The following is a 12918-nucleotide window of genomic DNA, read 5'->3' as shown; positions in this document are numbered from 1 at the left end:
CGCGGCCGACTTGCCCCCTGCGGATGCGATGCTGCTGTCGCAACTGCTGGGTGCATCCGGCGCTGCGCAACGTCGGGCCCTGGCCAAAACGATCACCCTGCTCGAATCCACACGTGCGGATCACCGACAGCGCGCCGACGCCCTGCTCACGCAATTGCTTCCCCACAGTGGACGCAGCTTTCGGCTGGGCATCTCCGGCGTGCCTGGCGTGGGCAAGAGTACCTTCATCGAAGCCTTGGGTCTGTATCTGATCGAGCAGGGGCACCGTGTGGCGGTGCTGGCCATAGATCCGTCCTCCAGCGTCTCGGGTGGCTCCATCCTGGGCGACAAGACTCGCATGGAGCGGCTGTCGATGCATCCGCAGGCCTACATTCGCCCCAGCCCCTCGGGTGGAACCCTGGGCGGGGTGGCCGAACGAACCCGCGAAGCCATGCTGGTGTGCGAAGCCGCAGGCTATGACATCGTGATCGTCGAAACCGTGGGCGTGGGCCAGAGCGAAACCGCGGTGGCCGGGATGACCGACATGTACGTGCTGCTGCAATTGCCCAACGCCGGCGACGACCTGCAAGCCATCAAGAAAGGCGTGATGGAATTGGCCGATCTGGTGGTCATCAACAAGGCCGATCTCGACCCCGTTGCAGCCACGCGGGCCCAGGCGCAGATCACCTCGTCACTGCGGCTGCTCGGCCAGCGTGGCCAGCCAGACCATGCGCCGCATGACCCGTCGGTCTGGCACCCCCAAGTGATGCAGTTGAGCGCGCTCAAAGGCGACGGTCTGGACCGCTTCTGGCAAGCCGTGTCGCGCTACCGCGAGCTGCAAACGGCCAACGGCCGGCTCGATGCGCGCCGCCGCCGCCAAGCCCTGGCTTGGATGTGGGATGGCGTGCATGCCGGCTTGCGACAGCGATTCCTTCAACATCCGGCTGTTGCCCCCCAACTCGGCGAGATCAGCCGCCAAGTCGAGGAGGGCAGCCTGCCGGCTTCCACTGCGGCGCGCCGGCTGCTGGCGTCGTTCATGTCCGACCTTCCCCCGGCCCATTGACCCGGTCCCCTTTCACGGAGTGCCCATGCAACACATCCTCGAAGAACTCGAAAGAAAACGCGCTGCAGCCCGGCTGGGCGGAGGCCAAAAGCGCATCGATGCCCAACATGCCAAGGGCAAGCTCACGGCGCGCGAGCGCCTGGAATTGCTGCTCGATGAAGACAGCTTCGAGGAATGGGACATGTTCGTGGAGCACCGTTGCACCGACTTTGGCATGGCCCACACCAAGATCCCTGGCGATGGCGTGGTCACCGGCTACGGCACCATCAACGGACGTCTGGTGTTCGTCTTCAGTCAGGATTTCACCGTCTTTGGCGGCGCGTTGTCCGAGGCCCATGCCGAAAAGATCTGCAAGATCATGGACCAGGCGATGAAGGTCGGCGCACCGGTGATCGGCCTGAACGATTCGGGCGGTGCGCGCATTCAGGAAGGCGTGGCTTCCCTGGGGGGCTATGCCGAGGTGTTCCAGCGCAACGTCTTGGCCAGCGGCGTGATCCCGCAAATCAGCCTCATCATGGGGCCTTGCGCTGGTGGGGCGGTCTACAGCCCGGCCATGACCGACTTCATCTTCATGGTCAAAGACTCTTCGTACATGTTCGTCACCGGTCCCGAGGTGGTCAAGACGGTCACACACGAAGACGTCACGGCCGAGCAACTCGGCGGGGCCACCACCCACACCACCAAAAGTGGCGTGGCCGACCTGGCCTTCGACAACGACGTGGAAGCGCTGCTGATGTTGCGACGCTTCTTCAACTACTTGCCGCTGAACAATCGAGACAAGCCCCCGGTGCGACCCAGTGGCGATGCGCCCGATCGGCTGATTCCGTCGCTGGACACCCTGGTGCCGGAAAACCCCAACAAGCCCTACGACATCAAAGAAGCCATCCTGAAGGTGGTGGACGATGGCGACTTCTTCGAGCTGCAGCCCGACTACGCGCAAAACATCGTGATCGGCTTTGGCCGCATGGACGGCCACACCGTGGGCTTCGTGGCCAACCAGCCGTTGGTGCTGGCCGGCTGTCTGGACATCAAGAGCTCGATCAAGGCGGCGCGCTTCGTGCGCTTTTGCGATGCTTTCAACATCCCGGTGGTGACCTTCGTCGACGTGCCCGGCTTCATGCCGGGCACCAGTCAGGAGTACGGCGGCATCATCAAGCACGGCGCCAAGTTGCTGTACGCCTATGCCGAAGCCACGGTGCCCAAGATCACCATCATCACCCGCAAAGCCTATGGGGGTGCCTATGATGTGATGGCCTCCAAGCACTTGCGCGGCGACGTGAACCTGGCGTGGCCCAATGCCGAGATCGCAGTGATGGGGGCCAAAGGGGCGGTCGAGATCATCTTCCGCGAAGACAAGTCCGACCCTGCCAAGCTTGCCGCACGAGAAGCCGAGTACAAGGCCCGCTTCGCCAACCCCTTCGTGGCCGGTGCGCGCGGCTTCATCGATGACGTGATCCAACCGCACGAGACGCGCAAGCGCATCTGCCGCAGCCTGGCCATGCTCAAGGACAAAAAGCTTGACAACCCCTGGCGCAAGCACGGGAACATCCCCCTCTGACCGCCGGGAGTCCGAAGATGTTCGACAAGATCCTGATTGCCAACCGCGGTGAGATCGCTTGCCGCGTGATCAAAACCGCCAAAAAACTCGGCATCCAGACGGTGGCCGTCTACTCCGAGGCCGACAAGGATGCCTTGCACGTGGAGCTGGCCGATGAGGCCGTGCTGCTGGGCCCCGCGCCCAGCCGTGAGTCTTACTTGGTGGCCGACAAGATCATCGCCGCAGCCAAGCGCACCGGCGCTCAGGCGATCCACCCCGGCTATGGCTTTCTGTCCGAAAACGAGACCTTTGCCCGCCGCGTGGAAGAAGAGGGGCTGGTGTTCATCGGCCCGAAGCACGAAGCCATCGCTGCCATGGGCGACAAGATCGCCTCCAAGAAGCTGGCCCAGGAAGCCGGTGTCAACACCATCCCCGGCTGGAACGATGCGATCGACACGCCCGAGCAGGCCGTGCAAATCGCCCGCGAGATCGGCTATCCCGTGATGATCAAGGCCAGCGCCGGTGGCGGCGGCAAGGGCCTGCGCGTGGCCTACAACGACAAAGAAGCCTTCGAAGGTTTCAATTCCTGTCGCAACGAGGCCCGCAACAGTTTCGGCGACGACCGCGTCTTCATCGAAAAATTCGTCGAAGAACCGCGGCACATCGAAATCCAGGTGCTGGGCGACGCCCACGGCAACATGGTCTACCTGTGGGAGCGTGAATGTTCCATCCAGCGCCGGCACCAAAAAGTCATCGAAGAGGCGCCCAGCCCCTTCATCAGCGAAGCCACCCGCCGCGCCATGGGCCAGCAAGCCGTGGCGCTGGCCAAAGCCGTGAAATACCAAAGCGCAGGCACCGTGGAATTCGTGGTCGGCAAAGACCAGAGCTTCTACTTCCTGGAGATGAACACCCGCTTGCAGGTGGAACACCCGGTGACCGAATGCATCACCGGACTGGATCTGGTGGAGTGGATGATCCGCATCGCTGCGGGCGAAAAACTGTCCTTCGGCCAAGATGACATCGCCCGCCGCGGCTGGGCCATCGAATGCCGCATCAATGCCGAGGACCCGTTGCGCAACTTCCTGCCTTCCACCGGACGTCTGGTGCGCTACCTGCCCCCGCCGGCGACCATGGAGGCATCCCAGCCCGTGCCCGAGCAGGGCGGGGTGAGGGTGGACACCGGCGTCTATGAAGGCGGCGAGATCCCGATGTACTACGACTCGATGATCGCCAAGCTCATCGTCCATGGGCGCGATCGAGCCGACGCCATTGCCAAAATGCGCGAGGCCCTCAACGGCTTCGTGATTCGCGGCGTGGCCAGCAACATTCCCTTCCAGGCCGCGCTGCTGGCGCACCCCGATGTCCAGGCCGGACGGTTCAACACGGGATTCATTGCCCAGCACTACCCACAAGGCTTATCCCCCCGCAGCGTCACGCATGAGGATCCGCTGTTTCTCGTGGCGCTGGCAGCAGCGACCCATCGCAAGTATCGGGAGCGCGCCTTGGGCATCGGTGGGCAGATGGCCGGCCACCAGCCCCGTGCGGTCATCGACCATGTCGTGGTCGTCAAGGGCGAACAGGGCCAACATACTCACCATGCCGTGCAGGTGCTTGGCCCTGCCGGCGGCGCCGTCACGGTGCGCATCGGTGAGCAGCTCTACGACATCGACAAAGACTGGCGCTTTGGCGGCGTGCGCGCCAGCGGCCGCTGCAATGGCCGCCCGTTCACCGCACAAATCGAGCGCCATGGCGTGTGGCTGCAAGTGATGCACAACGGCGCACACATCGAAGCGCTGGTCTTGTCCCCCCGCGCAGCCGAGCTGTTCAAGCTGATGCCCTACAAGGCGCCACCGGACACCAGTAAATTTTTGCTCTCGCCGATGCCCGGATTGCTCACTCAATTGCTAGTGCAGCCGGGGCAGGCCGTGCAAGCCGGCGAACGCTTGGCCGTGATCGAAGCCATGAAAATGGAAAACGTGCTCACGGCCGCCCGCGATGGCGTGGTCGCCGAAATCCTGGCCACGCCCGGCGAAAGCTTATCGGTCGACCAACCCATATTGAGGTTCGAATGAGCGCCGACATCGACGATCGGCCCTTCAGAATTTTGGGCATTCAGCAAATCGCCATCGGTGCAGCCGACAAACAGCGTCTGCACGCGCTGTGGGTGGATTTGCTCGGGCTGAAGGTCAAGAGCCGCTTCGTTTCCGAACGCGAGAATGTGGATGAAGACATCTGCGAGCTCGGCCACGGACCTACCGCGGTGGAAGTGGACTTGATGCAGCCGCTCGATCCCCACGGCAAGCCGGCTGTGCACACCACGCCGCTCAATCACGTCGGCCTGTGGGTGGACGACCTGCCCAAAGCCGTGGAATGGCTCAGCGCGCGCGGCGTGCGCTTCGCACCGGGCGGCATTCGCAAAGGCGCCGCTGGTCACGACATCTGCTTCATCCACCCCAAGGGTAACGATGAATTTCCATTGGGCGGGGAGGGTGTGTTGATCGAGCTCGTTCAGGCCCCACCCGAGGTCATCGCCGCGCTGTCCTGAAGCACCTGCGCGTGGCGCCTCAGAGCCCTTGGCCCTGGCGGCTGGCTGCGGGGGGCGGTCGCGCATCCCATGGAATTCGATCTATGCTTGTCGCGGGGGGGCTTGGCCCATGGAATCCACCTTCACGGACCGACGGCAAGCGGGCGAGCGACTTGCCGATCAGCTCGGTGACTTGCGCGACCGTCACCCCGTGGTGTTGGCCTTGCCACGCGGCGGTGTGTTGGTGGCCGCACCGATCGCCCAGCGCTTGCAAGCGGCACTCGATGTCTTGCTGGTGCGCAAGATCGGCGCGCCTGGCCAGCCCGAACTGGCCGTCGCTGCGGTCGTCGAAGGCCAGCCGCCACACATGGTGGTCGACGAAGCCTTGTGCCGCGACACCGGGGCCGATGCGCGCTACCTGGCCGATCAGGAGCGCGACGCCCTCCAGGAAATCGAGCGCAGGCGTGCGTTGTATCGCCATGGCCGGCCGCTGCCCCCACTTGGCGGCCGCACCGTGATCGTGGTCGACGATGGATTGGCCACCGGCACGACCATGAAAGCGGCCTTGCGCGGCCTGCGCCCAGCACAGCCCGCTGCGGTGATCCTGGCCGTGCCGGTGGCTGCAGCCGACAGCCTGGCCGTGCCGGTGGCTGCAGCCGACAGCCTGGCCGTGTTGGCCCGGCAGGTCGATCGCATCGTCTGCTTGAGCCAACCCTCATGGTTTCGCGGCGTCGGAGCACACTACCTCGACTTTCACCAGGTGCCCGACGCCGAAGTGCTGCATTTTCTGGCAGCGCTGAAGCGCACGGACTGGTCTAATGATCGATAATGTATATTATGTCAAATTATTGGTGCCGATCACCAAGCGCGACAGCCCGCCCCCGGCCGACGATCGGTCCGTCGGACATGGCCGCGTTCAGCGCCGCTGGGGCCATGATGAGCGCAAACGTTCGACGGCCTGCAAGGTCGTGGCCACATGTCCTTCCGGATTGGGGTCATGATGAACATGGACGATTCGGCCCTCCGGACTGATGACATAGGAAATGCGGTCGGCCATTTGGGATCGCGCGGCGATTTGGGCCTGGTAGGCACGGATGACCCGGGCGCTTTCATCGGCACCGACGGCAAACTTGTTGCGGCACGCCTCGATCGAAAAACGCTGAAGCGTCTGGATGTCGTCATTGGAGACCCCAATGACCGTGGCGCCCAGCACGGCAAACCGATCACTGGCCTGCGCGAACAGGTTGGCCTCGTAAGTGCAGCCGGACGTAAAAGCCTTGGGGTAGAAGTACAAGACCACAGGTCCGCGAGACAAGGCTTGTGACAGGTCGAACTCAAAGACTTCGCCTGCGCGAGCGGCCTGGATGGTGAACAGTGGCGCGAGCTGCCCAGGCTTCAGGACGGCTTGGGCTGCGGTATGCGCCCAAGCCAACATCGCCACTGCAACCGCTTGGCGAAAGAAATCGGCCACACGCATAGGGCACTCCTTCGGAGAGAATGTCCGTATGCTAGCGGTGTGCCGCTCAGCATCGTCCATGCGAGGCCTTGCCCCTGGCGCCCAATGGGAGACTCGATGAGTACTGCAACCGCTATCCTGGCCTTCAGCGCTGCCGCCGCTGTTTTGACCATCACGCCCGGCCTGGACACGGCCCTCGTCTTGCGCACCGCGGCGGTCGAAGGCCCGCGGCCGGCCTGGCGTGCAGGCGTGGGCATCGTCTGCGGAGTGCTGGCCTGGGGGCTGCTCGTGGCCTTGGGCCTGGGGGCCTTGCTGGCCGTGTCGGAAGTGGCTTATGGTCTGTTGCAGATGGCTGGGGCAGCCTATCTCCTCTACCTCGGCGCACGCCTGCTGTGGACCGTCTTCACGACGGCCCCGGTGGCCTTCCAGTTCAACGCGGCCAGCCCGAGTTCGGACGGCAACGGCGGTGCGGGCTGGTTTCTTCGAGGGCTGCTGACCAACCTGCTCAATCCCAAGGTCGGCGTGTTCTATGTGAGCCTGCTGCCCCAATTCATGCCTGCGCAGGCCGACGTGCTGTCCCTCAGTGTCGTGATGGCGGGCATCCATGCCGCCATGGGGCTGGTCTGGTTTGGGGCCCTGATCCTGGCCACGCGGCCGCTGGCGGGCTGGTTACGACGGCCCAGCATCGTGCACACGCTCAATGCCATGACCGGCATGGCGCTGATGCTGTTCGGGCTGCGCCTGGCGCTGTCCAAGCCCGGCACCTAGCATTCAGGCATCGCGGCGCCTTGCCGCCGTTGGGCGCATCAGCCCTTCCTGAGCCACGGAGGCGACCAAACGCCCATCATGGGTGTAAATTTGCCCGCGGCTGAAGCCGCGCGCGCCACCCGCCCATGGCGATTCGGTGGTGTAGAGCAGCCACTCGTCCATGCGAAAGTCGCCATGGAACCACATGGCGTGGTCGAGGCTGACCACCTGGACATTGCCTTTGTAAAAGCTCAAGCCATGGGGCATGAGCGCCGGCCGCAGCAATCCGAAATCCGACGCGTACGCCAGCATGGCCTGGTGCAGCACCGGATCATCGGGCAGCCGATCGGCCGCGCGCAGCCAGGCATCGTGTCGGGGCGGTGCAGGCGGTGGATCGAAGGCGTCCAGTGGCGTCAGTGGCCGGATCTCGATGGCCGTCTCGGCATGGAGCACACCGCGCAGCGACTCGGGAACTTTGTGCAGCCAGGCTTGACGCAGCTCCCATTCGCTGACCAAACCGTCAGGGCCGGGCACTTGCGGCATGGTGCTGGCATGACTGGCGCCCTCCTCCGTCACATGGAACGAGGCCGCGAAGTTGAAGATGGGTTGTCCGTGCTGGATGGCGACCACGCGCCGTGTGGTGAAGCTGCCACCGTCGCGGATGCGTTCTACGTCATACACGATGGGAGCATGCTTGTCCCCGGGGCGTAGAAAGTACGCGTGCAGGGAGTGGATGCGGCGCAAAGGATCGACCGTGCGAGCCGCAGCCATCAGGGCTTGGCCCAGCACTTGGCCACCAAACACGCGCGGGCTGCCGATGTCTCCACTGACACCGCGAAAGAGATTGAGTTCGAGCTGCTCGACCTGAAGCAGCTCGACGAGTTCTTGGACGACGAGTTTCATGTCCGGAGGATGGCTGGCGCCACATGCGCCATGCGCTGTGTGCTTTGCATCAGCAACTGCGCAGGCCCAGCTTGGCAAACAAGCTTTGATCGCGCTCCCAGTCTGGATTGCCGGTGGTCAGCAGCTTGTCGCCGTAGAAAATCGAATTGGCCCCGGCCAGAAAGCACAGCGCCTGCACGGCCTCGCTCATTTGCTGGCGCCCGGCCGACAAACGCACCCGAGCGGTAGGCATGGTGATGCGCGCCACGGCGATGGTGCGCACGAATTCGAGCGGGTCCAGCGGGTCCAGGCCATGCAGGGGCGTGCCCTCCACTTGCACCAGATGGTTGATCGGTACCGACTCCGGATACGGGTCCATGTTGGCCAGCTGAGCGATGAGCCCGGCACGCTCTTCCCGCGATTCGCCCATTCCCACGATGCCGCCACAACAAACGTGCATGCCCGCAGCGCGCACATGTTCCAAGGTGTCCAAGCGATCTTGGTAGTCGCGCGTGCTGATGATGCGGCCGTAGGCCTCGGGGGCCGTGTCGAGATTGTGGTTGTAGTAATCCAGCCCCGCCTCCTTGAGCGCGCGCGCCTGACGGTCGGTCAGCATGCCCAGGGTGCAGCAGGTCTCCAAACCCAGGTCTTTGACCGCGCGCACGAGTTCGGCCACCTTTTCGATGTCGCGGTCTTTGGGCGCTCGCCAAGCCGCGCCCATGCAGAAGCGGCTGGCACCCTGCTCTTTGGCCGCCGCCGCCGCACGGCGCACCTCGTCCACATCCAGCAGCTTGCCGGCCTGCACGCCGGTGTCATAGTGCACCGACTGAGGGCAATAGCTGCAGTCTTCGGGGCAGCCACCGGTCTTGATCGACAGCAGCGTCGAGCGCTGCACCTCGTTGGCATCGAAGTGCTGACGGTGCACTTGTTGCGCCCGATATAGCAAATCATTGAATGGCAGCTCGAACAAGGCCAACACGGCTGGCCGAGGCCAGCGCGGCGCATCCGGCTCGGCAGGTTTGCCAGGCCGGATCAGGTGAACGGGCTGAGACGAGACGGTGGCTTCGGTCATCGTTCGAGAGCGTGTGCAGCAATGAAACCCGCAGTGTATCGCCCCGGCCGTTCACGAGACCGGACCGGGCAGACTGGGCCTCGCACGCGGGGGCGCCGGACGACGCGGGCCCCAAGCGCCCTCCATGATCGCTTCATGCAGACGTCGTACTGTCGCAGGCAGATCATCGGCTTGCCCCAAGCCGCGCAGTACAGCCACGCCCGCGGCACCACAGCGCGCTGCTTCGCGGGCCCGGGCCTCGTCCATGCCCGCGATGGCCACCACCGGACAATCGAGCAACTGGCACCAGTAGGCCAGGTTGTCCTCGCCTTGCGCCATCCAAGGCATCTGCTTGGTCGTGGTGGGATGAATCGGTCCGCAGGCGATGTAGCTCGGACGCAGTGTCAAGGCCCGGCAGACCTCCCAGTGGCTGTGCGTACTCAAGCCCAGCCGCACGCCGGCGCGGCGCAGCGCAACCAAGGCCTGCGCGTCCAGCGCGAGCAGGTCTTCCTGCCCCAAGTGCACACCATACGCCCCTTCCTCCAAGGCCAAGGCCCAGTGGTCGTTGATGAACAGCTGCGCGCCTACGGCCTGCGCCGCACGGACGCTGCGCCGCACCGCCTCGCGCAGCGCGGGATCCGGGGCCCGTTTGATGCGCAGCTGCAGGCTTCGCACCCCTGCGGCCAGTAGGCGTTCGATGCCTTCGGCACTGTCGGTGATGGCATACAAGCCCAGCACCGGTCGCTGCAGGGGCGCAAACCCCTCCGTCTCGTCCACGGGCCAGTCGGGCTGTCGCAACCGAGGCAGGTTGGCCAGTCGGCTGGCAAATCCCCCACCCGGCCGCACCGGGCCGGCGCCCTGCCCCGCCGGATGGCCGCGCCGCAGAGCCTCGGCCGTGGCCATCTTGGCCAGCACCAGCGCATCGGCCTCGCAATGCCCCCAAGCCAGGGCAGCGGCGGCCGAGGCCGCGAACACGCAACCGCTGCCGTGATGATGCTGCGTGTCGATGCGTGGCAGATCCAGCCAGCCCTCGGCCTGGGGCGTGAGGATCCAGTCACGGGCCCAAGGCCCGCCGGCATCGCCGCCGGTGATGGCCACGGCCCCAGGGCCCAGGGCTTGCAAGGCGCGGGCTGCGCTCGGCAGCGAATGCTCGTCCCGGAGCTCTCGGTCGAGCAGCCAGGCGGCCTCGTGGCGATTGGGGGTGATCAGCGTTGCCCGGGGCAGCAGCTCGTCGAGAAAGGCTTGGCGCAACGCGGCATGGGCAAACACGGCCCCGGTGCTGGCGGCCCGCACCGGGTCGAGCACCAAGGCCACCGCAGCCTGTTCGCGCAGGCGGTCGACCCAGCGGGCCACGCACAGCACATTGTCGACGCTGCCCAACAAGCCGAGCTTGATCGCCCGTGGCGGCAGATCCTGCGCCAGCGCCGCCAGTTGGGCCTCGAGCACGTCCGCATCCACGGCATCGACGCGCAACACGGCCCGTGAGTGTTGCGCCGTGAGGGCAGCCACCGCGGTGCAGCCGTGTACGTCGAAAGCCTCGAAAGCTTTGAGATCGGCTTGCAGGCCGGCCCCGCCTCCGCAATCGGAGCCGGCGATGCTCCAGACGATGGGCGGCTTCACAGGTCGAAGGGCCGTCCGGCCACGGGCGTCGAGGCCACCGCCATGGATTGCGGTTCGATCAGGCCGCTGCAATAGCCTCGTCGTCCGGCCTCGATCGCATGACGGAAGGCCGTGGCCATGCCCACCGGATCGCGGGCATGGGCCACGGCCGAGTTCAACAGCACGGCGTCGAAGCCCAGCTCCATGGCCTGCGCGGCATGCGAGGGCGCCCCGATGCCGGCATCGACGATGAGCGTGGCCTCGGGCAGGCGGGCGCGCAGCGTGCGCAGCGCCCAGGGGTTGAGCAGCCCCTGCCCTGAGCCGATCGGGGCGGCCCACGGCATCAGGATGCGACACCCCACATCGAGCAGGCGCTGGCAAGTCACGAGGTCATCGGTGCAATACGGGAACACTTCGAATCCCTCTTTGACGAGCTGGCTGGCGGCTTGCACCAGTTCGAAGGGATCCGGCTGCAAGGTGTGCTCATCGCCCACCACTTCGAGCTTGATCCAATGGGTGTGCAACAGCTCGCGCGCCATATGCGCCAGGGTGACGGCCTCGCGGGCGCTGCGGCAGCCGGCGGTATTGGGCAGCAGCCGGACACCACTTTGGCGCACGATGTCGATGAATCCGTTGTCGGCGCCGCCTGCGGCCAGCTGGCGTTTCAGGCCCAGGGTCACCACCTCGGTGCCCGAAGCCTCGATCGCCTGGCTCAGCACTTGCGGGGAGGGATAGCCAGCCGTGCCAAGCAAAAAGCGGCTGCGTAGGCTGACGTCGGCCAGCATGAAATCGTCCGTGGGCATGGCTAGCCTCCTACGATGGGTTGAAAACACGTCACGCAATCGCCATCACGCAACACGCAATGGCTCCGTTCGCTTCGCGGCACGAACTCGCCATTGAGCGCCGTGGCAACGCTTTGTGGCTCCAGCCCGCGCAGCGCCAGCAGTTGGGCCAGCGTGGTGCCCACTTGGATCCGATGGACTTCATCATTGACCCGGACCTGGCAGGTCGCAGAGGAAACGTCGGTGTGCGTCATGCGGGATCGACCTCGGGGTGGAGGGCTGGCATCATCGCCGCGACCGCTTGCTCGACGAGCGCGGGCGCCAGCAACCAGCCGTGGCGAAACAGGCCGTTGATGCGAGTCAGCCCCGGCAGCATCTCCACGCAAGGCAAGTTGTCGGGCAAGGCCGGGCGCAGATTGACCTCGGTGTGGACGAGGCGCGCTTCGGCCAGCTCAGGCACCACGCTGTGAGCCGCCGACAGCAAGGCCAAGGTGCTGCGCACGGACACCGGCGAGCGATCTTCGGATTCGATCTCGCTGGCCCCAACGACGATCACATCATCAGGGCGTGGCACCAGATAGACCCGCCAGCGAGGATGCAGCAAACGCACCGGCCGGTGCAGCACCACGCCCGGCGCGTGCAGCCAAAAGATCTCACCGCGAACGCCACGCACGGGCAGCGCAGGCCGCGCCCCCAGGCCACGCACATCGAAGACCCAGTCGTAAGCCTGCCCCTCGATTCGGCCGGGCTGCAGTTCGCGCACCGCAGCACCCCAGTGCCATCGAACGCCTTGCCCACTGGCGGCTTCGGTCAAGGCTTGCAGGGCTTGTACGGGATGGATGCACCCCTCCTCGCGCAGCCACCAGGCATGGCTTGGCCCATGGATCGCCGGTTCGAGTTCGCGCAAGCGCTCGGGGCTCAGTGGCTCGGGTTGGTGGCCCTCGGGCGCCTTGGCCCGCAGCAGATCGAGCAAGCGCCGGGCCGCCCCGAGATCGCTGCCGTGAGCCAGCAACATGCTGCCGTCCACGCGCAGGTCCACGGGCATGGGCAGTTTGGCGACGATGCGCGGCCACAGCGTCAAAGAGCGCAGGCCCAACTGCGCCAGCTCGGTGGTGGCGCATTCGAGCTCGGCCACAGGGCTGAGCATGCCGGCAGCCGTCCAGGCCGCCGCCCCCCGCGCCAGCGGCCCCTCGCTGGGGTCGTACACGGTGACGCGGTGCCCGGCCTGCGACAACTGCCAGGCCAGCAGACGCCCCAACAGGCCCGCTCCGGCAATGCCGATGGACATCGCCGCCATG

Annotated in this window: 13 protein-coding genes; 6 read left to right on the top strand and 7 right to left on the bottom strand. The window is 65.5% G+C overall.

Annotation, left to right across the window (positions count from 1 at the left end; translation table 11 throughout):
• The first annotated feature begins 28 nt into the window (after positions 1–28).
• The 5 genes from meaB (at position 29) to CTA01S_RS04670 (ending at position 5932) form a co-directional block, all read left to right on the top strand.
• On the top strand, positions 29–1042 hold the full coding sequence (gene meaB / locus CTA01S_RS04690) for a methylmalonyl Co-A mutase-associated GTPase MeaB (RefSeq protein WP_062193085.1): 1014 nt from the start codon (positions 29–31) through the stop codon (positions 1040–1042).
• 25 nt (positions 1043–1067) lie between these two features.
• Complete coding sequence (locus CTA01S_RS04685) at positions 1068–2600, top strand: acyl-CoA carboxylase subunit beta (protein ID WP_019560742.1); 1533 nt, start codon at positions 1068–1070, stop codon at positions 2598–2600.
• 17 nt (positions 2601–2617) lie between these two features.
• Positions 2618–4651 carry an acetyl-CoA carboxylase biotin carboxylase subunit gene (gene accC / locus CTA01S_RS04680; RefSeq protein ID WP_062192759.1) on the top strand — a complete coding sequence of 678 codons (2034 nt, stop codon included), beginning with the start codon at positions 2618–2620 and terminating at the stop codon, positions 4649–4651.
• Positions 4648–5124: a VOC family protein gene (locus CTA01S_RS04675; RefSeq protein ID WP_062192754.1), complete on the top strand. Its 477-nt coding sequence runs from the start codon at positions 4648–4650 to the stop codon at positions 5122–5124. The genes accC and CTA01S_RS04675 overlap by 4 nt, the downstream gene beginning before the upstream one ends.
• A gap of 109 nt (positions 5125–5233) precedes the next feature.
• Positions 5234–5932 (top strand): phosphoribosyltransferase, encoded by a 699-nt coding sequence (locus CTA01S_RS04670; RefSeq protein ID WP_062192750.1) that lies wholly within the window; start codon positions 5234–5236, stop codon positions 5930–5932.
• Positions 5933–6019: 87 nt separating this feature from the next.
• On the opposite strand, the gene CTA01S_RS04665 is transcribed toward CTA01S_RS04670, so the two are convergent.
• A complete protein-coding gene (locus CTA01S_RS04665; RefSeq protein WP_062192747.1) occupies positions 6020–6580 on the bottom strand; it encodes a peroxiredoxin in 561 nt (186 codons plus the stop codon).
• Positions 6581–6676: 96 nt separating this feature from the next.
• Here CTA01S_RS04665 and CTA01S_RS04660 point away from each other — a divergent pair, with 96 nt between their 5' ends.
• On the top strand, positions 6677–7327 hold the full coding sequence (locus CTA01S_RS04660) for a LysE family translocator (RefSeq protein WP_062192742.1): 651 nt from the start codon (positions 6677–6679) through the stop codon (positions 7325–7327).
• Between the two features lie 3 nt (positions 7328–7330).
• Here CTA01S_RS04660 and CTA01S_RS04655 read toward each other — a convergent pair whose 3' ends face one another.
• The 6 genes from CTA01S_RS04655 to CTA01S_RS04630 are packed head-to-tail and all read right to left on the bottom strand — an operon-like array spanning position 7331 to position 12917.
• Entirely contained in the window at positions 7331–8209 is an 879-nt protein-coding gene (locus tag CTA01S_RS04655) for an acyl-CoA thioesterase (protein WP_062192738.1), read from the bottom strand.
• A 49-nt stretch (positions 8210–8258) separates the two neighbouring features.
• Complete coding sequence (gene bioB, locus CTA01S_RS04650) at positions 8259–9260, bottom strand: biotin synthase BioB (protein WP_062192735.1); 1002 nt, start codon at positions 9258–9260, stop codon at positions 8259–8261.
• 51 nt (positions 9261–9311) lie between these two features.
• On the bottom strand, positions 9312–10859 hold the full coding sequence (gene thiD / locus CTA01S_RS16855; protein ID WP_062192731.1) for a bifunctional hydroxymethylpyrimidine kinase/phosphomethylpyrimidine kinase: 1548 nt from the start codon (positions 10857–10859) through the stop codon (positions 9312–9314).
• Positions 10856–11641, bottom strand: a complete 786-nt coding sequence (locus tag CTA01S_RS16600; RefSeq protein WP_062192726.1) for a thiazole synthase — start codon at positions 11639–11641, stop codon at positions 10856–10858. Before CTA01S_RS16600 ends, thiD begins: the two co-directional genes overlap by 4 nt.
• 2 nt (positions 11642–11643) lie before the next feature.
• The gene (thiS, locus tag CTA01S_RS04635) at positions 11644–11874 is read right to left on the bottom strand and encodes a sulfur carrier protein ThiS (protein WP_019560732.1); all 231 of its coding nucleotides are present in this window, start codon (positions 11872–11874) and stop codon (positions 11644–11646) included.
• On the bottom strand, positions 11871–12917 hold the full coding sequence (locus CTA01S_RS04630; protein WP_198150778.1) for an FAD-dependent oxidoreductase: 1047 nt from the start codon (positions 12915–12917) through the stop codon (positions 11871–11873). The genes thiS and CTA01S_RS04630 overlap by 4 nt, the downstream gene beginning before the upstream one ends.
• Position 12918: the final 1 nt, after the last annotated feature.

This window comes from Caldimonas taiwanensis NBRC 104434, assembly GCF_001592165.1.
GTDB lineage: Bacteria > Pseudomonadota > Gammaproteobacteria > Burkholderiales > Burkholderiaceae_C > Caldimonas > Caldimonas manganoxidans.
Note: the sequence above shows the minus strand (reverse complement) of the source record. Positions and strands in the feature narration are given on the sequence as shown.